At 73.7% G+C, this 18598-nt stretch carries 15 protein-coding genes and 1 pseudogene; 9 read left to right on the top strand and 7 right to left on the bottom strand.

All coding sequences use genetic code 11. From position 1 onward, the window contains the following. Positions 1–162: 162 nt before the first annotated feature. Positions 163–654 (bottom strand): DUF1269 domain-containing protein, encoded by a 492-nt coding sequence (locus ACFV0O_RS03000; protein ID WP_360265775.1) that lies wholly within the window; start codon positions 652–654, stop codon positions 163–165. A 257-nt stretch (positions 655–911) separates the two neighbouring features. Between ACFV0O_RS03000 and ACFV0O_RS02995 the strand changes: the two genes are divergently transcribed. From ACFV0O_RS02995 to ACFV0O_RS02970, 6 genes are all read left to right on the top strand, one after another. Continuing rightward, positions 912–1859, top strand: coding sequence for a polyphosphate kinase 2 family protein (locus ACFV0O_RS02995; protein WP_380335519.1), 948 nt, complete (start codon positions 912–914; stop codon positions 1857–1859). A 104-nt stretch (positions 1860–1963) separates the two neighbouring features. After that, complete coding sequence (locus ACFV0O_RS02990; protein ID WP_380335516.1) at positions 1964–4708, top strand: cation-translocating P-type ATPase; 2745 nt, start codon at positions 1964–1966, stop codon at positions 4706–4708. A gap of 68 nt (positions 4709–4776) precedes the next feature. Then, positions 4777–6474 carry a SulP family inorganic anion transporter gene (locus tag ACFV0O_RS02985; RefSeq protein WP_380335513.1) on the top strand — a complete coding sequence of 566 codons (1698 nt, stop codon included), beginning with the start codon at positions 4777–4779 and terminating at the stop codon, positions 6472–6474. A 139-nt stretch (positions 6475–6613) separates the two neighbouring features. Then, positions 6614–8284: a hydroxylamine reductase gene (gene hcp / locus ACFV0O_RS02980; RefSeq protein ID WP_380335511.1), complete on the top strand. Its 1671-nt coding sequence runs from the start codon at positions 6614–6616 to the stop codon at positions 8282–8284. Then, positions 8281–9315: a 2Fe-2S iron-sulfur cluster-binding protein gene (locus ACFV0O_RS02975; protein WP_380335508.1), complete on the top strand. Its 1035-nt coding sequence runs from the start codon at positions 8281–8283 to the stop codon at positions 9313–9315. Before hcp ends, ACFV0O_RS02975 begins: the two co-directional genes overlap by 4 nt. Before the next feature lie 168 nt (positions 9316–9483). Next, complete coding sequence (locus ACFV0O_RS02970) at positions 9484–9888, top strand: nuclear transport factor 2 family protein (RefSeq protein ID WP_380335506.1); 405 nt, start codon at positions 9484–9486, stop codon at positions 9886–9888. A 61-nt stretch (positions 9889–9949) separates the two neighbouring features. Here ACFV0O_RS02970 and ACFV0O_RS02965 read toward each other — a convergent pair whose 3' ends face one another. The 3 genes from ACFV0O_RS02965 to ACFV0O_RS02955 form a co-directional block, all read right to left on the bottom strand. Beyond that, on the bottom strand, positions 9950–10702 hold the full coding sequence (locus ACFV0O_RS02965; protein ID WP_380335503.1) for a maleylpyruvate isomerase family mycothiol-dependent enzyme: 753 nt from the start codon (positions 10700–10702) through the stop codon (positions 9950–9952). A gap of 112 nt (positions 10703–10814) precedes the next feature. Next, positions 10815–11774 (bottom strand): 2-dehydropantoate 2-reductase, encoded by a 960-nt coding sequence (locus ACFV0O_RS02960; protein ID WP_380336015.1) that lies wholly within the window; start codon positions 11772–11774, stop codon positions 10815–10817. A 222-nt stretch (positions 11775–11996) separates the two neighbouring features. Next, on the bottom strand, positions 11997–12830 hold the full coding sequence (locus tag ACFV0O_RS02955) for a class II aldolase/adducin family protein (RefSeq protein ID WP_380335501.1): 834 nt from the start codon (positions 12828–12830) through the stop codon (positions 11997–11999). Positions 12831–12978: 148 nt separating this feature from the next. On the opposite strand from ACFV0O_RS02955, the gene ACFV0O_RS02950 reads away from it, so the two are divergent. Then, entirely contained in the window at positions 12979–13596 is a 618-nt protein-coding gene (locus ACFV0O_RS02950) for a TetR/AcrR family transcriptional regulator (RefSeq protein ID WP_380335498.1), read from the top strand. Between the two features lie 31 nt (positions 13597–13627). On the opposite strand, the gene ACFV0O_RS02945 is transcribed toward ACFV0O_RS02950, so the two are convergent. From ACFV0O_RS02945 to ACFV0O_RS02935, 3 genes and pseudogenes are all read right to left on the bottom strand, one after another. Next, positions 13628–14524 carry a class I SAM-dependent methyltransferase gene (locus tag ACFV0O_RS02945; protein ID WP_380335495.1) on the bottom strand — a complete coding sequence of 299 codons (897 nt, stop codon included), beginning with the start codon at positions 14522–14524 and terminating at the stop codon, positions 13628–13630. A 107-nt stretch (positions 14525–14631) separates the two neighbouring features. Further along, on the bottom strand, positions 14632–16029 hold the full coding sequence (locus tag ACFV0O_RS02940; protein WP_380335492.1) for a GH1 family beta-glucosidase: 1398 nt from the start codon (positions 16027–16029) through the stop codon (positions 14632–14634). Positions 16030–16076: 47 nt separating this feature from the next. Beyond that, positions 16077–16827 (bottom strand): annotated as a pseudogene (locus tag ACFV0O_RS02935) (carbohydrate ABC transporter permease); the annotation flags it as partial. Between the two features lie 96 nt (positions 16828–16923). Here ACFV0O_RS02935 and ACFV0O_RS02930 point away from each other — a divergent pair. Next, the gene (locus tag ACFV0O_RS02930; RefSeq protein WP_380335489.1) at positions 16924–17988 is read left to right on the top strand and encodes a recombinase family protein; all 1065 of its coding nucleotides are present in this window, start codon (positions 16924–16926) and stop codon (positions 17986–17988) included. Continuing rightward, a complete protein-coding gene (locus tag ACFV0O_RS02925) occupies positions 17961–18479 on the top strand; it encodes a hypothetical protein (protein WP_380335486.1) in 519 nt (172 codons plus the stop codon). Before ACFV0O_RS02930 ends, ACFV0O_RS02925 begins: the two co-directional genes overlap by 28 nt. Positions 18480–18598: the final 119 nt, after the last annotated feature.

Raw genomic sequence — 18598 nt, 5'->3', positions numbered from 1 at the left:
GCGCCGGCCGCGCGCGGCGCCCCCCCCCCCGCCGCCCCCCCCCCCCGGGGGGGGGGGGGGGGGGCGGGGGGGGGGCCGGGGGGGCGGGGGCGCCCCCCCCCCCCCCCCCCCACGCCGGCCCCCGTGGGCCGGGACTTCACCCGCCCCTGGTGGGCCGGGACCTCACTCGCCCTCGGTGAACGCCTCCCGCAGCCGGGCCTCCTCCTCCTCGGAGAGGTTCGTCTCCAGGAGTTCGGCGTGCAGGCCCCCGAACGCGGACCGGACGGCGTCGAGCACGGCGTCCGTGCTGAGGACGAACAGCGCGGAGGTGCCGGGCGTCACCTTCTCCCGCAGCCGCTTGACGAAGTCCTCGTCGAGTCCCAGGTGCGCGAGGTGGCCCCCCAGGGCGCCGCCGGCCGCACCCACCGCTGCGCCGAGGACCGGCACGAAGAAGACCAGCCCGAGCAGGAAGCCCCAGAAGGCGCCGCCCAGCGCCCCCATGCCGGTCATGTCGCTCAGGTGGCGGGTCCTGGGCTTCTTGGCGCCGTCCGGCCAGGCGACCACGGCGCCGTCCTGGACCTTGATCAGCTCCTGGCGCTGCAGCTTCTTCAGGGTGTCGAGGGCCTCGTCGGCCCCGGTCGCGGTGGGGAAGCGCCATACCGTCAGGGTCGCCATCACGGCCTCCGATCGCAGGGGAATGCACGGCAGCCCCATCGTCGGCCCGGACCCCGGGCCCCGCCACACACCGGCTCCGGTGGAGCGACCCCGGGCCGCCGAGGGGCCGTTCCACCGGACAGCCGTCGCGCACCTCCGCGCCCGGGCCGTCGCACGGCCGGCCCGGCGGACCCGGAAGGACGCCGCCGGATTGCCGCGGTCACCCGCGTGCCACAGCGTGGCACGTAGCACTCTCCGGGAGAGGACGTGGTAGGGCGATGTCGGATCGACGGACGGCCAAGCGCATCGCGAAGTTCGTCAAGCCGTTGCGGGTGGAACCGGGATCGCGGGTGGACCTCGCGGAGGACTTCGACCCCCGGTACAAAGCGGGCATGAAGAAGCGCGACGGTGTCGAACTGCTGCGCACCGGCGTCTCGCTGCTGTCGGAGTACCAGGCGCGGCTGGCCGCCCAGGACACCTACGGGGTGCTGCTCTGCCTCCAGGCGCTCGACGCCGGCGGCAAGGACGGGACGATCCGGCACGTCATGAGCGGGGTCAACCCGCAGGGCGTCCACGTGAGCGGCTTCAAGGTGCCGTCCGCGGAGGAGCTCGACCACGACTACCTGTGGCGGTACGCGCAGCGGCTCCCCTCGCGCGGCGAGATCGGGATCTTCAACCGCTCGCACTACGAGGAGGTCCTGGTGGTCCGGGTCCACCCGGAGAACCTGGACCGGCAGAAGCTCCCCGCGGAGGCGAAGGGCCACAAGGTCTGGCACCGCCGCTACCGGGAGATCAACGACTGGGAGCGCTACCTCACCGACAACGGGATCAAGGTGGTGAAGGTCTTCCTGAACCTCTCCAAGGAGGCGCAGCGCACCCGGTTCCTGAAGCGGATCGACCTGCCGGAGAAGAACTGGAAGTTCTCCGCGGCCGACATCCGCGAGCGCGAGCGGTGGGACGACTACCAGGAGGCGTTCTCCGACATGCTGTCGGCGACGAGCACGCCGTGGGCGCCTTGGTACGTGGTGCCGGCCGACCGGAAGTGGTTCGCGCGGATCTGTGCGGCGGCGGTGCTCGCGCACACCCTGATCGGGATCGATCCGCAGTACCCCGAGGTCGACGACGCGGTCCGGAAGGACCTCCTCGCCGCCAAGCGCCGCCTGGAGCGGGAGGCCCCCAGGGGAGCCGCGCGCGACCCCTACGCGGCGAAGCACCGGACCGACTGACGCACCGCGGGCCCCCGGACCGCACCGGCGAGTCCCGCCGGCGCCTTCCCGGACCCCACCGGCCCGTTCCCGGACGTTGAGTTCCCGGACGTTGAGGAGTGAAGATGTCGGAGCAGGCCGACCTGCCGGGACCGCAGGAGCCCCCTGACCCCTGGTACGCGCGTTCTCCCCGGGAGGTCGCGGCCGCGCTCGGGGTGGACCCGGCGACCGGGCTCAGCTCGGCCCGGGCGGCCGAACTGCTCGCCGCGCACGGGCCGAACGCGCTGCCGGAGGAGAAGGCGAGGCCGGACTGGCTGCGCTTCCTCGACCAGTACCGCAGCTACATGCAGATCATCCTGGTGGCCGCGGCGGTGGTGTCGCTGGCGATCAAGGAGTGGACCACCGCGGTCCTGCTGATCGTCCTGACCCTCTTCAACGCGGTGATCGGCCTGCGCCAGGAGGGCAAGGCCGAGAGCGCGATGAACGCGCTCAGGTCGATGATGAAGACCACCGCGCGGGTGCGGCGGGACGGCACGGAGGCGGAGATCCCGGCCGAACAGCTGGTCGTGGGCGACGTGGTGCTCGTCCGGGCGGGCGACGAGGTCCCGGCGGACGGGCGGATCGTCGAGGCCAGCGCGCTGCAGATCGACGAGTCGGCGCTGACCGGCGAGAGCGTCCCCGCCGCCAAGGACGTCGCCACCCTGCCGGCCGGGCCGCTGTCCCCGGGCGACCAGACCGACATGGCGTTCATGGACACCCCGGTCACCCACGGCAGCGGACTGCTCGTCATCACCGGGACGGGCGCCGGGACCGAACTGGGCAAGATCTCCGGGATGCTGTCGGCGACCGAGAAGGAGCAGTCGCCGCTCACCAAGGAGCTCGACACGCTGACGCTGTGGATCGCGTCGGCGGCCGGTCTGACCATGGTGGTGATGTTCGTGCTGGGCCGCAGCCGCGACCAGGCCTGGGACGCCCTCTTCGTCAGCGCGGTCTCGCTGGCCATCGCGGCCATCCCCGAGGCGCTGCCGACGGTCAGCCAGGTGATCCTGTCCGTCGGCAGCCTCAACCTGGCCAAACGGAACGCGATCGTGAAGGAACTGCCGTCCGTCGAGACGCTCGGCTTCACCTCGGCCATCAACTCGGACAAGACCGGCACCCTGACGATGAACCAGATGACGGTCGTGGAGGTGCTGAGCCCCACCGACCGCTACACCGTCTCGGGCACCGGCTACCGGCTCGACGGGCGGATCCACCACGCCGTGGGCTCCGCCGCGAGCATCGAGGAGGCCGTCCTGCCCTACCTGGTCGCCAACGACGCCAAGCTGGTCGACGGCGAGGTCGTCGGCGACCCGACCGAGGGCGCCCTGCTCGTCCTCGGCCACAAGGCCGGGCTGGACATCGAGGCCACCCGGGAGCGCTTCCCCCGGCTCGCCACCCTGCCGTTCGACCCCACCTACAAGCTGATGGCCACGTTCAACGAGGCGAAGGACGCCGACGGCCGGCCGGTGGTGCGGTGCTTCGTGAAGGGCGCGGCCCCCGCGGTGACGTCCCGCGCCGGCGCCGCCGTCGCGGACGGCGCGGTCGTCCCCTGGGACGCGGACCTCAGCGGGCGCGCCCAAGCGCAGGCCGAGCGGATGGGCGGCGAAGGACTGCGGGTGATGGCCGGGGCCGTCCGCGACCTCGACCCGGCGGAGTTCGACCCGGACGGCGACCTGCTGGCGCTCGTGCGGGACCTGCGGGTGACCAGCCTGGTGGGCATGGTCGACCCGCCGCGGGAGGAGTCCCGGGCCGCGGTCGCCAGCGCGCAGGCCGCCCACATCCGGGTCCGGATGGTGACCGGCGACGACGTCACCACCGGTGCGGCCATCGCCCGGCAGCTCGGCATCGACGGCGAGGCCGTCCTCGGCGCCGACTTCGCCGCCCTGCCGGAGCACGAGCGGCTGGCCCGGATCGACGGCATCGGCGTGGTCGGCCGGGTCGCCCCCGAGCACAAGGTGCTGCTCGCCGACACGCTGAAGAAGAAGGGCGACGTGGTCGCGATGACCGGCGACGGCGTCAACGACGCCCCGGCCATCAAGGCCGCCGACATCGGCATCGCGATGGGCAGCGGCACCGACGCGGCGAAGAACGCCAGTCGCATGGTCCTCGCCGACGACAACTTCGCCACCATCGTCTACGCCGTGGAGGAGGGCCGGAAGCTCTACGACAACCTCACCAAGTACATCCGGTTCGTCCTGGTGCTGCTGGTGACGTTCGTGCTGACGTTCCTCGGGGCGGCGCTCCTGAACATCGCCGCCGGTGAGCCGTTCACCCCGGCGCAGGTCCTGTGGGTGCACTTCGTGGTCAACGCCCCGTTCGGCTTCGCCCTGGGGTTCGACCGGGAGAGCCCCGGCCTGATGCGGCGCACCCCGCGCCCGCGCGGGGAGACGGTGCTGACCAAGCCCGTCATGGTCACCGTCGGGCTCGCCGGGCTGGTCGTCACGGTCGCCCTGCTCGGGCTGACCAAGCTCGGCGAGGCGCACTACCACAGCGCGGCCGTCGGCAACTCGATCGCGTTCACCGCCTTCGCGCTCTGTCTGATCGTGGCGGCCTTCGAATGCCGCAGCGAGCGCGGCACGGCGCTGACCGTCCGCACCTTCGACAGCAAGCAGATGAACCGGGCGGCCCTGGGCGAGTTCGTCCTCGCGGTGCTGGTCACCCAGATGGACGCGTTCCACCGCCTCCTCGGCACCACCGACATCAGCGCCCGGCAGTTCGGCTGGGCCGTGCTGGCCGCCGTCGCGCTCCTGCTGCTGTGGGAGCTGGGCAAGGCCCTGGCCCGCCGGTCGCCGGCCGCCGACGGCGCCGCGGCGACCGCCGACCGTCCGTGACGGCGCTCCCGGATCCCCCGCCGGAGCCGGGCGCCGTCCGTGGCAGCACCGACGGCCGGCACCGTTTCGTGCCGGCCCTGCCGGGGCTCGCGGTGCTGCGCGGCTACCGGCGGGACTGGCTGCGCGGCGACCTGCTGGCCGGTGCCACCGTGGTCGCCTACCTGGTGCCCCAGGTCATGGCGTACGGGAGCGTGGCGGGCCTGCCGCCGGTGACCGGACTGTGGGCCATCCTGCCCGCGATCGTCCTCTACGCCCTCGTCGGCTCGTCCCGCCTGCTGTCGGTCGGGCCCGAGTCGACCACGGCGCTGATGACCGCGACCGTGGTCGGGCCGCTGGCCGGCGGCGACACCGGCCTCTACGCGAGCCTGGCCGCGAGCCTGGCGGTGGTGGTCGGCGTGCTGTGCGTGCTCGCCTGGCTGGCCAGGCTGGGCTTCGTCGCCGATCTGCTCTCCCGGCCGGTGCTGATCGGCTACCTCGCGGGCGTGGCACTGATCATGATCGTGGACCAGCTGTCCAAGCTCACCGGGATCGACATCAAGGGGGAGGGCTTCTTCCCGCAGCTGGTGTCGTTCGCGTCGGACATCACCGAGGTGCACCTGCCGACGGTCGCCTTCAGCGTCGCGACCCTGCTCTTCCTCCTCCTGGTGGCCCGCTTCCTCCCGCGGCTGCCCGGCCCGCTGCTGGCCGTCGTGCTCGGCACCGCGGTCTCGGCGGCGTTCTCGCTCCAGGACCACGGCCTCGCGGTGATCGGCGACATCCCGGCCGGGCTGCCCCGCCCCGCGCTGCCGGACCTGAGCCGGCTCGACAAGCTGGTGCTGCCCGCACTGGGCATCCTGCTGGTCGGCTACACCGACTTCATCCTCACCGCCCGCGCCTTCGAGGACTCCGGGCAGGAACAGCGGCTGGACGCCAACCAGGAACTGCTGGGTCTCGGCACCGCCAACCTCGGCGCCGGCTTCTTCCAGGGCTTCCCGGTGAGCAGCAGCGCCAGCCGGACCGCCCTGGCCCAGTCGGCCGGCGGCCGGACCCAGGTGTACGCGCTCGCGGCCGGCGTCGGCGTCCTCGCCGTGCTGCTGTTCCTCAGCCCGCTGCTGCACGACACCCCGGACGCGGTGCTCGGCGCCCTGGTCGTGTTCGCGGCGCTGCGGATGATCGACCTCGCCGGCTTCCGCCGGCTGGCCTCCTTCCGGCGCCGCGAACTGCTGCTGGCGCTCGGCTGCACGATCGGCGTGCTGAGCCTGGACATCCTGTACGGCGTCCTGGTCGCGGTGGGGCTGTCGGTGATCGAGCTGCTCAGCCGGGTCGCGCGGCCGCACGACGCGGTGCTCGGGGTGGTGCCCGGCGTCGCCGGGATGCACGACGTCGACGACTACCCCGAGGCGCGGACCGTCCCCGGCCTGCTGGTCTACCGCTACGACTCCCCGCTGTTCTTCGCCAACGCGGAGGACCTCCGGCGCCGCGCGCTCGCCGCCCTGGCCGAACAGCGCGAGCCGGTCGGGTGGTTCGTCCTCAACACCGAGGCGAACGTCGAGGTGGACATCACCGCGCTGGACTCGCTCGACGCCCTGCGGCTCGAACTCGACGCCCGCGGCGTCGTGTTCGCCCTGGCCCGGGTCAAGCAGGACCTGCGCGACGAGCTCGACGCGTACGGCCTCAGCGAGTCCGTCGGCGCCGACCGCATCTTCCCCACCCTGCCGACAGCGGTGGCCGCGTACCGCGCCTGGGCGGGCGGCGAGGCGGGTCCGGAGGACGCGCCGTCCCGGTGACCGGCGGGACCACCGGTCCCGGGTGACCGGGCCGTCCGACCCTGGGCGCCGTCACGGCCCGATCCCATCCTGGAGGAGCCGCCGGACGGCCCCCCGGAGCCCGCCCGGCACGACGCCCCACGAGTCCCGGAGGACCCGCATGTTCTGCTACCAGTGCGAACAGACCGACCGCACCGGCACCACCCCCGGCTGCGCCGGCCCGATCGGCAACTGCGGCAAGGATTCCGCCACGTCGGACCTCCAGGACCTGCTGGTCCACGCGGTCGAGGGCATCGCCCAGTACGCCGCGAAGGCGCGCGCCCTCGGCACCCCGGACGACGACGCGTCGGCCTTCATCCGCTACGCGGTCTTCACCACGCTCACCAACGTCAACTTCAACCCGACCCGCTTCGCCGTCCTGATCCAGGAGGCCGTCGCCGTCCGCGACCGGGTCAGAGCCGGGTACGAGCGCGCCGCGCGCGCCGCCGGCCACGAGCCGCAGCCGCCGACCGGCCCCGCAGCCTGGACCCCCGGTGCGAACCCCGCCGAACTCGCCCGCCAGGCACAGGACTTCCGCGTGGACACCGGACTCGACCTGGTCGGACCGGACGTCGTCGGGCTCCGCTCGCTCCACCTGTACGCCCTGAAGGGCATCTGCGCCTACGCCCACCACGCCCACGTGCTCGGCCGGCACAGCACCGAGGTCTCCGGCGGCGTGGAGGACGCCCTGGCCTACCTGGCCGGCGCACCGACCGACCCCGCCGAACTGCTGGAACGCGCCGTCGGCCTCGGCCGGCTGAACCTCGCGGCGATCGAACTGCTCGACGCCGCCAACACCGGCACCTTCGGCGCCCAGCAGCCCACCGCCGTCCGCACCACCCCGGTCGCCGGCAAGGCGATCCTGGTCAGCGGCCACGACCTGGGCGACCTGGAGGCCCTGCTGGAGCAGACGAAGGACCAGGGCATCAACGTCTACACCCACGGCGAGATGCTCCCCGCGCACGCCTACCCCCTGCTCAAGGCGTACCCGCACCTGGCCGGCAACTACGGCGGCGCCTGGCAGGACCAGCAGCGGGAGTTCGCCGCTTTCCCCGGCCCGGTCCTGATGACCTCCAACTGCATCATCGAACCGCACGTCAGCTACCGCCGCCGGATCTTCACCGCCGGACCGGTCGGCTGGCCCGGCGTCCGCCACCTCACCGGCCACGACTTCGCCCCGCTGATCCAGGCCGCCAAGGCCCTGCCGGGTTTCCCGCAGACCCCGGCCGAGGAACGGTTCATCACCGTCGGCTTCGGCCGCGACGCCGTCCTCGCGGTTGCCGACCAGGTCGTCGACGCGGTCCGCCGGGGCGCGATCCGGCACTTCTTCCTGATCGGCGGCTGCGACGGCCCCACCCCGGGCCGCGACTACTACACCGAGTTCGCGCTCGGCGCGCCCCGGGACAGCGTGCTGCTCACCCTCGGCTGCGCCAAGTACCGCTTCAACGGGCACGAGTTCGGCGACATCGACGGCATCCCGCGGCTGCTGGACCTCGGGCAGTGCAACGACACCTACTCCGCCATCAGGATCGCGACGGCGCTGGCCGACGCCTTCGAGTGCGGGGTCAACGACCTGCCGCTGACCCTGGCGCTCGCCTGGACCGAGCAGAAGGCGGTCGCCGTGCTGCTCACCCTGCTCGCGCTCGGCATCCGCGACATCCACCTCGGCCCCTCGCTGCCCGGCTTCCTCACCCCCGCGCTGGTCGACGGCCTGGTCGAGCGCTTCGGCCTGAGGGTCACCGGCGACCCGACCGCCGACCTGGCCGCGGCGCTGGAGCGGACGGCGTCGTGAGCACCCCCGAAGCGGACCAGGTGCTCCTCACCACCGCCGACGGCGGACGCCTGGAGTTCCCGTGCGCCCGGGGCACCAGCGTGCTGGAGGCCGCGGCCGAGGCCGGCGCCACCCTGCCGGCCTCCTGCCGGCAGGGCACCTGCGGCTCGTGCCACGCCTCCGTCACCGACGGAGCGTACGAGCTGGGCGCGTACAGCGAGCAGGCCCTCCCGGCGGACGAACGCGCGCGCGGCGACGTGCTGCTGTGCCGCACCTTCCCGTGCGGGCCGCTGGCCGCCACCCTGCCGTACGAGCAGTCCCGGATCCTCCACGGCGCAATCCCCGTCCGGACGGCCGTCGTCACGGCGCTCGAACCGGTCGCGCAGGACACCGTGCGGCTCGAACTGCGCCTCGACGGCGAGCCGGACTGCCAGTTCGACCCGGGCCAGTTCATGGAACTCCAGGCCCCGGACGACGAGGCGAAGCGGGCCTACTCGCTCGCCGGTACCGGCAACTGGGAGGGGCGGCTGGAGTTCTACGTCCGGCTCCGAGAGGGCGGGCGGTTCTCCTCGTACCTCGCCGACCGGGCCCGTCCCGGCGACCGGCTCACCGTGCACGGGCCGCAGGGAGCCTTCGGGCTGCGGGAGACCGGGCTGCGCCCGCGCTGGTTCGTGGCCGGCGGCACCGGCCTGGCCCCGCTGCTGGCGATGGTCCGCCGGATGGCCGAGTGGCAGGACCCGCAGCCGGCCCGGCTCTTCCTCGGTGTCAACGAACCGCAGGACGTCTTCGGGGTTCGCGAACTCGCCGCCGTGGCAGAGGAGTTGCCGGGATTCCGGTACGACGTCTGCGTCTGGAAACCGGGCCCCGGCTGGTCCGGCCCGACCGGCACCCCGGCGGACCTGTTCGCCGCCGCGCTGCCCGGACTCGGCGGCGTCGCCCCGGACGTGTACGTCTGCGGGCCGCCGCCCCTGGTCGACGCCGTCCTGCGGGCCGCGCTGCTCGGCGGCGTCCCCCCGGCGCAGGTGCACCGGGAGCGCTTCCTGGCCGGCTGAGACCGGCGCCGCCCCCCCCCCCCCCCTCCCGCACCCGGGGGGGGGGGGGCGGCGCCCTGCCGGCGGCCGGGCGGCGACCGCGCGGTTCGGCCACCCGCCACCCGTCGCGGGCGGTAGCGTTCTTGACGTACCGTCAGGCACGTTCCGCCCGTCGAGAGGACCTCCACCGTGGCCGACTCCCCGCAGGTCGACGTCGTGCGGCGCTTCTACGGTGCCAGGGGCGACCTGGAGGTGATCCGGTCGGTCGTCGCCGAGGACGCCCGGTGGGACGTGACGGAGGGCTTCCCCCGGGGCGGCGTGTACGAGGGGCTGGACCGCATCCTCGGTGACTTCTTCCCCTTCCTCGCCGACTTCCGCGAGTTCGGGTGCGTCGGTGACGCGTACTACGAGGACGGCGACCAAGTCATCGTGCTCGGCCGCTACGTCGGCCGGACGGCCGGAGGGGTGCCGGTGACCTCGCGGTTCGCCCACTTCTTCACCCTGCGGGACGGCCGGATCACCCAGCTGCGGCAGACCTCCGACACCCTGCCCATCGCCCGGGCACTGGAAGCGGGGGCGGGAACCGGGGCCTGACCGTTCCCGGCGCGGCCGGGCCGCCGGCGTCCCGCGGGGCGGGCGTGCGGTCCGGGCGGGGTCAGAAGGCGGAGTGGGCGAACCAGTGGGTCAGCAGCTCGTCGTCCCCGGAGACCTCGACCCCGTCGGCGGTGCGGTCGATCCGCCCGTAGAGCAGGAACAGCAGGTCGGCGGCGGTGGCCCGGACGGTGGCGTCGGCGGTGGCGCCGGCGCCGTCCGGGTCGAGGCCGAAGCCGTCGGGGCGCAGCCGGACCAGCCAGTCGCCCTCGCCGTCGGTGCGGCCGAAGCGGATCGTCCGGTCCGCGCCGCGCAGTTCGGCGGTCCCGGGCGCGAAGAGGGCGGCGAAGGGCAGGTTGGTCAGGAACTCGGCCACGCCGTCGGCGGCCAGGGCCGGGTCGACGACCGGCGTCAGGCCGAGCGCGAGTTCGGCGTCGACCCGGTGGACCAGGGTCTCGAACAGCATCCGGCGCACCCAGAACCGGGCGTGCTGGTCGGCGCCCCAGGCCCACATCGGCGCGTCGAGGTCGGTGAACGCGTCGGCGGCCAGCTCGGCGGACTCGGCCAGCCAGGCCGGGTAGTCCTCCGGCCGCTCGGGCAGCCGCAGGTCGACGTCGCGGCTGCGCGGCGGCTCCTGGATCCGCTGCCGCAGCAGCACGGTGAACCAGCGCTGCACGCTGCCGGCGTGGCGGACCAGGTCGGCGAGGGTCCAGCCGGGGCAGCCGGGCACCGGGAGCGACGGGTCGGCCTGCTGCACGGCGGCGACGAAGCGGGCGGTCTCGGCGGCGACGGCCGTGCCGTGGTCGTGGGGGGTCATGAAGGTGCTCTCCGGGGATGCGGGCCTCGCGGCGCCTCGGGACGGCGGGTGCGCCCGATGGTTCATCGCATGAAACAACGGTGGCGACGCTAGGCCTGAAAGGTTGAGCTTGTCAAGGATCGGGTGCGTCGAGCGCCGCCAGCAGCTCCGGCCCCGACCACCGCCGCGCCCCGCCCGGACCCGCCCGCTCTGCCTCGCGGACCAGCGCCGCCAGCCGGGCGTTGGCCGGCGCCGGCAGACCGTGCCGGGCGGCGAGCGCGATCACCTCGCCCTGCAGCGCGTCGACCTCCGTCGGACGCCCCCGCTCCAGGTCCTCCCACATGGACGAGCGGGCCCGGGCGTCGATCCGCAGGGCGGCGGCCGCCACCCGCCGGAACAGCACGTCGGGCAGCCCCAGCACCCGGGGCATCCAGCGCGGCGGCAGCGGACCCAGCCGGGCGGGCGCGATGCCCGCCGCCCGGAAGGCCGCGAGCGCCTCCCGCTGGCACCGGGCCAGACAGGCACGGTACGCCCGGGCGCCGAGCTCCTCGCGCAGCGGCCGTCCGGACAGGGCGTTCACCGCGTTGTTCAGGTTCATCAGCAGCTTCGCGGCCTGCACGCCGGGCATGTCCGGGTGCAGCGCCAGCGCGAGCCCGCCGGCCCGGGCCGCCGCCGCGAACCGGCGCGCCTGCGGGGCGTCCTCGACCAGGAGCGCACCGCCGCTGCCCTGGTGGACGGCGGCCGGGCCGCTGCGCACGACGTTGTACGGGACCATCCCGGCGAGCACCCGGTGGGCCGGCAGCCCGGCCCGCAGCTCCTCGGGGTTGTGCAGGCCGTTCTGGAAGCTGATCACGACCGCGCCGGGCGCCAGCCGGCCCGCCAGCTCGCGCCCGGCCGCCCGGGTGTCGGCGGACTTGACGGTCACCAGCACGTAGTCCGCCGACGCCGCCGCGGCCGCGCCGGTGGCGACGGTCAGCCCGCGCACCTCCCGCCGGGCGCGGCCCGGACCGCTCAGGGTCAGCCCGTCCCGTTCGACGGCGGCCATCGGCGCCGGCCGGCCGATCAGCGTGACGTCCGCCGCGGCGGCCAGCATGCCCCCGAGGTGGCAGCCGATGCTGCCGGCGCCGAAGACCGCGATCCGCGGTGCCCTGTTCACTGGTGACGTCCTTCCGGCGGCCGGCTGGTGCGGCTCGTGGCGGGTGGGTGTGGTCGGCGGGTGCGGGTGCGGGTGCGGGTGCGGGTGCGGGTGGCCCGGTGGCCCGGTGGCCCAGTGGCGTGGGGCCGGGTGGGGCCGAGTCGGTCCGGGTGGGCCGGGTCAGCCGGCCAGGTCCGGGTCGGTCGCGCCGATCTGCTCGAAGAGCGGCTGCGCCTGGAACCAGCCGGCCAGTCCGCTGCCGACCTGTCCGCGGGTGATCAGCGCCGTCTCCCGGTCGATGTGCTTCGGGGTGCCGGCCGCCATGGCGAGCAGCTGGGCCTGGCAGGAGCGCTCCATCGTGACGAACCACCAGACCGCCTCGGCGACCGACCCGCCGACCGTCAGCAGCCCGTGGTTCTGCAGGATCACCGCCTTGTGCGCGCCGAGCGCGGCCGCGATCCGCTTGCCCTCGTCGACCTCGTTCACCACGCCGCGGTAGTCGCTGTACAGCCCGTGGTCCTCGAAGAACGCGCAGGCGTCCTGGGTGAGCGGGTCGAGCCTGATGCCGAGGCTGGAGAAGGCCTTCCCGTGCAGCGAGTGCGCGTGGGCGGCCGCGATCGCGTCGGGGCGGGCCGCGTGCACCTGGGAGTGGATCACGAACGCGGCCCGGTTCACCGGCCGGCTGCCGTGCAGCAGGGTGCCCTCGTGGTCGACCAGGAGCAGGTCCGAGGCCTTGATCATGCCGAAGGGCATCCCGAACGGGTTCACCCAGAACCGGTCGGGGTGCTCCGGGTCGCGCACGGTGATGTGCCCGGCGACCCCTTCGGAGAAGCCGAACCGGCCGAACAGCCGGAATCCGGCGGCCAGTTGCTCCTTGCGGTACTGGCGTTCGGCGGCCACCGACTCGAAGCTCGGCGGCAGCGGCAGGGTGACTCCGGCGGGCAGCGGTCCGACGGCGGCGGCGAGCGAGGCGGGCAGCGGGGTGCCCGCGCCGGAAGGCGGTGGGGTGCTCATGGCCCCAGAAGATACAATGCTGTATCCGATACGACAATGGATCCGATCCGCGTGCGGATCCGGGCGACACGCGTGCGGATCCGAGGGATCCGATGGATCCGACCGAGCAGGGTGAACCGAGTGAACCGAGTGGACCGGGATGCCGCCGATGCCCAAGGGTGAGACCAAGCGACGACCGCGCACCCGTGCGGCACTGCTCCAGGCCGCACTGGAGACCTTCGCCGAACACGGGTTCCGCGCCGCCACCATCGAGCAGATCTGCGAGCGGGCCGGCTACACCCGGGGCGCGTTCTACTCCAACTTCAGCAGCAAGGAGGAGCTGTTCCTCGCGCTGTTCGACGCGCACAGCGACCGGATCCTCGCGCGGATGACCGAACTGGTCGACTCGATCGCCACCGAGGACCTCACCGTGCACGCGCTGGTCGAGGTCCTCTGCGAGGTCGAACCGGCCGAACGCGACTGGTACCTGGTCACCACCGAGTTCACCCTGCACGCCATCCGTGACCCGCAGGCCGCCTGGGTGCTCGCCCGGCACGACGCCCGGCTGCGCGCCCAGCTCGCCCGCGCCCTCACCGACCACCTGGCCCGGGCCGGCCGCACCCTCACCGCGGACCCCGACGAGGTCGCCCGGCTGCTGATCGCGATCCGCGAGGGCGGCCTGGCCCAGAGCTACGTGGAGCCCGAGCAGCTGCCGCCGGGCAGACTCGAACGGCGGTTCCTGGGGCCCCTGTTGACGGCGCTGACCACGGACACCCGGGTGCCCTGAGGCGCGGCAGCGCCCCGGTCGGGACGCCGGCTCAGGACCGCGCGGCCGGGCGGCGCCCCCAGGCGGTGATCAGGCCGGGGGAGAGGTCGGCGAGCTCGGGGGAGGAGAGGTAGGCGAGGGCCCGGTCGAGTTCCCCGGGCGCGAGGCCGCCGTCGGCCTCCAGGGCGTCGCGCATGCTGAGCCAGGTCTCGCGCCAGAAGGCGGTGACGGGAGCGCCGGGGGTCAGCGGCGGCACGTGGACCTCGGCGCCGACCTCCCGCAGGCCCAGCCCCCGCAGCAGGTGCGGATAGCGGGTCACCCAGCCGGTGTCGGTGCCGATCCGCCGGTGCAGCGCCTGCCACATGGCGGCCATGGTCCGCCGGTAGACGGCCTGCGGCGAGTCCGCCGTGGTCAGGTCGACGGCGTCGCCGACGACCAGCCAGCCGCCGGGCGTCACCCAGTCGGCCAGGCGCGCCAGCACCTGCGCGTGCCCGGGCAGGTGCATCAGCACGAACCGGCAGTGCACCAGGTCGAACCGGCCGGGTGCCAGCGCCGGATCGGTGATGTCCGCGGCCGTGGTGCGCAGCCGGTCGACCGGGCGGGCGTCCACGAAGCGCGGGTCCCGGTCCAGGGCCAGCACCTCGTCGGCACCGGCCTCCTCGGCCAGCCAGCGGCTGATCGTCCCGGTGCCGGCGCCCACGTCCAGGCAGCGCCACCCCGGGCCGACGCCCAGGGCGGTCAGCCGGGCCCGGGTCACCGCGTCGTAGGCCAGGGCGCCGTAGTCGATGCGTTCCCCCTCGCCGCTCCTGTCGGGGGCGAAGAGCCCGGTGCCGTAGTGACCGTCGTCCGGGGCGGGCTGCGGGCCGGAATGCGGGCCGGAATGCGGGGCGGGCTGAGGGCCGGGCTGAGGGCCGGGCGCGGCAGCCGGATCCACGGGGGGTTCCTGCACGGGTGCTCCTCACCGGGGGAGGGGACGGGAGCGGGGCGGCCCGTCGCCCGCCCCCTTCGCTCGGAAGGCGGTCGACGACCAGTCACCCGTCCCACCCCCGGAGACCGTCAACCGTTCGACGCCGGGAACCGACCCGAACGGCCGTGTCGGTCCGGCTGCTGCGGCTCCCGGCCCCGGTGGGCGGCGATCAGCTCGGCGTAGTGCAGCCCGCTGCTCTTCACGGTGCGCCGCTGGGTCGGGTAGTCGACGTGGACCAGGCCGAACCGCTTGTCGTAGCCGTACGCCCACTCGAAGTTGTCCAGCAGGGACCAGGCGAAGTACCCCGCCGGTCCCGCTCCCCGGGCGGCGGCCCGGGCGCAGGCCGCCAGGTGCTCCCGGAGGTAGTCGCCGCGCTCGGGGTCGTCCACGCTGCCGTCGGGCGCGACGGTGTCGGGGTAGGCGGAGCCGTTCTCGGTGACGAAGATCCGCCGCACACCGTAGTCGTGGGTCAGCCGCAGCAGCAGCTGTTCGAGGCCCGGCGCGTGGACCTCCCAGGGCATGGCGGTGTGGCGCCGGTTCGGGCCGGGCAGCTGGCGGAACCGGGGGGCCGGGCCGCCCGGGTCGTCGGCGACGATCTGCCGGAAGTAGTAGTTGAGGCCGAGCCAGTCGAGCGGCGCGGCGATCAGCTCCAGGTCGCCCGCGCGTTCGGGCAGGTCGACGCCGTACTCGGCCCGCATGTCGGCCGGGTAGCCGCGGCCGAGGACGGGGTCGAGCCACCAGCGGTTGACGTGGCCGTCGGCCCGGGCGGCGGCGGCCCGGTCGGCCGGCGAACCGCTCGCGGGCTCGATCGGGCTGAGGTTGTTGACGATGCCGATCCGCGCGCCGGGCACGGTGGCCCGCAGCGCCCGCACGGCCAGGCCGTGGCCGAGGTGGAGGTGGAAGGAGGCCCGGACCGCCGCGGTGAGGTCGGTGACACCGGGTGCCATCGTGCCGTCGAGGTGCCCGATCCAGGCGGAGCACAGGGGCTCGTTGAGGGTGGCCCAGTGGGTGACCCGGTCACCGAGCCGTTCGCCGACCACGGCCGCGTAGTCGGCGAAGCGTTCGGCGGTGCAGCGGGCGGGCCAGCCGCCGCGGTCCTGCTGGGCCTGCGGGAGGTCCCAGTGGTAGAGCGTCGGGAAGGGCACGATGCCGGCGTCGAGGAGGCCGTCGACGAGCCGGTCGTAGAAGTCCAGGCCCGCCGGGTTGACCCGGCCGTCGGCCAGCGGCACCACCCGCGGCCAGGCGACGGAGAAGCGGTAGGCGTCCAGCCCGAGGGAGCGCATCAGGGCGATGTCCTCGGGCCAGCGGTGGTAGTGGTCGCAGGCGGTGTCGCCGGTGTCGCCGCCGGCGATCCGGCCGGGGGTGTGCGAGAAGGTGTCCCAGATGGACGGCGCGCGGCCGTCGGCGTTCGCCGCGCCCTCGATCTGGTAGGCGGCGGTGGCGGCCCCGAACAGGAAGTCGGCGGGCAGGGCGCTGAGGTCGGTCATGGGACGGCCTTTCGGCGGGCGGGGGGACAGGGGTCCGGTCGGTCCGGTCATTTGACGGCTCCGGCGGTCAGCCCGGCCACCAGGAAGCGCTGGAGCAGGAGGAACCCGGCGACGACGGGCACGCTCACCACCAGGGAGGCGGCCATCACCTGGTTCCAGTGGACGTCGTTGAGGGTCGCGTAGCCCTGGAGGCCGACGGCCAGCGTGCGGGTCCGGTCGTCGGTGAGGACGGAGGCGAAGAGCACCTCGCCCCACGCGGTCATGAAGGCGTACACCGCGACCGCCACGATGCCCGGTCGGGCCGCCGGGACGATGACCCGCACCAGGGCCCGCACCGGACCGCAGCCGTCCACCAGGGCGGCTTCGTCCAGGTCGCGGGGGGATGGAGTCGAAGTACCCGACCAGCATCCAGATCGAGAACGGCAGCGAGAAGGTCAGGTAGGTGAGGATCAGCCCGCCCCGACTGCCGTACAGGGGCAGCCCGGTGGCGTTGCGGACGTTGACGAGGAGGAGGAACAGCGGCAGCAGGAACAGGATGCCCGGGAACATCTGGGTGGACAACACGGTGACGGTGAACAGCCGCCGCCCGCGGAAGCGGTAGCGGCTCACCGCGTACCCGGCGAGCACCGCCACCAGCACCGAGCAGACGGTCGAACCACCGGCGACGACGAGCGAGTTGACGAGGTAGCGGCCGAGCGGCACGGTGTGCCAGATGTCCAGGTACGGCCGGAGGGTCACCCTGCTGGGGATCCAGCGGAACGGGCCCTGGACGTCCTGGAGCGGCTTGAGCGAACTGGAGTCCGTCGAACCTACTTTCATTCGACGGCCGCACCCAATCGCGGTCCACCCGGAGGATCCGGTCCCATGCCCGCGTACCACCATGAACCACCGACCATGAGCCCCTCGACGGACCCGGCCGACTGGCCCGAGGTCGATCTCTACCTTCGCAAGTCCAAGGTCGTGCGGGAGGGCGACAAGCGGGACATCACCTCCATCCGCGCCCAGGAGGCCGAGGGGCGCGAGTGGGCCGTGCGGAACCGCTACCGTGTCCGGCGGGTCTGGGTCGACAGCCTGTCGGCCTGGTCGGACGTCGCCCGCCCCGGATTCGACAACGCCCTCGCCGCGGTGCTCGATGACGAGGTGCCCGCCCTGTGGTGCTTCGCTCTCGACCGCTTCACGCGCAAGGGCATCGATGACATCGGCCCGGTGCTGGGGAAGGCCCGGGTCATCTTCCACTGGGAGCGACTCGACAGCTCGGACCCCAACGACCGGCGATGGATCACCGACCGGGCCGAGCAGGCGCGGGAGTACTCGGAGCGACTCAGCGACAACATCAGGGTCACCAAGAAGAACCAGCTGAGGAACGGCCAGTGGTCGAACCGCCCGCCCCACGGGGTCGAGGCGACCAAGGACCGCAAGCTGACCAACGGGGCCTTCTGGCCGATCGTCCTGCACGTCTTCCGCAGTGTCGCCGACGGGATAAGCGGGCGCCTGCTCTGCAGGGGGCTGAACTCCGGGCCGAATCCCGTCCCGTCGCCCCAGGGCGGGGAACGGGCGGTGTCGACGATCTCCTACATGATCCACAATCCCGTCTACGAGGGCTGGCAGACGGTCAAACACCCGAACAAGCCGCGTGACCCGATCCCGTACCGGGACGAGAACGGGAACCGGGTGCGGGTCTGGGCCGACGGCGCCGAGCCCATCCCGCGCGAACTCGCCGAACGAGCAAGGCAAAAGCTCACCGGAGGGAACTTCGCCGGCCGGGAGGCAGTGGACAACCGCAAGCGTCATCTGCTGACCGACGCGACGCGGTGCGCGGGCTGTCGCGGAGCCGCATCCGCTCACGGAATGAACCAGTTCTGCAACCGCCACCGAGCCTGGCAGGACTGCCCGGCTCCGGGCTGCATCAGGCGCCAGGTCTCGAGGACTGGGTGGTCGAGGCGTGGTTTGCCAGGCTGAACGGAGCCGACATCGACGACCCTCTGCTGCTCATCGCCGCCGAGCGGTGGAGCGGCTACCAGCAGCCGGAGACCGCGGAGAAGCTCGCCGACGCGGTGGCCGCGCTCGCGGCTGCGGAAGGGGTAGTCCAGCGCTTGGCCCAGCAGCAGGCCGACGGGTTCTTCGACCCGCCCTTCGACACCCATCTCCCCAAGCTACAGGCGGAGGCGCGCGCGGCGCTGCTCGTCGCGAAGGAACGGGTGGCAGCGGCGACTCCGAAGCGGCTCGAGGTCTCCTGGCTGTTGGAGGACGCCAGCATCCGGAGCGCCTGGGCGACGGCCGGTCACGGACTTCGACGGGAGTTGATCAGGCTCCTGGTGCGACGAATTGTCGTGTCGAAGGGCAACCGGGGGATCCGGTTCGACGGTGAAGCCCGGATCGAGATCCACTGGCTCGACGAACCGGATCCCTGGGTCACCCCGCCGGAGACCCCGGCCGGAGGATCCGACTGAGCGGTCGGCCGGTCACGAGCCGAGGGGGGTGTTGGTGGGGGCGAGGCGCCGCCAGGACCGCCCCCCCCCCCCCCACACCAACGCCCGGCGCGAGACCCCCCGCGCGCGCGCCCCGCGCC

It is taken from the genome of Kitasatospora sp. NPDC059577 (genome assembly GCF_042735475.1).
Taxonomy (GTDB): domain Bacteria; phylum Actinomycetota; class Actinomycetes; order Streptomycetales; family Streptomycetaceae; genus Kitasatospora.
This window is presented reverse-complemented; position numbering and strand designations above follow the sequence as displayed.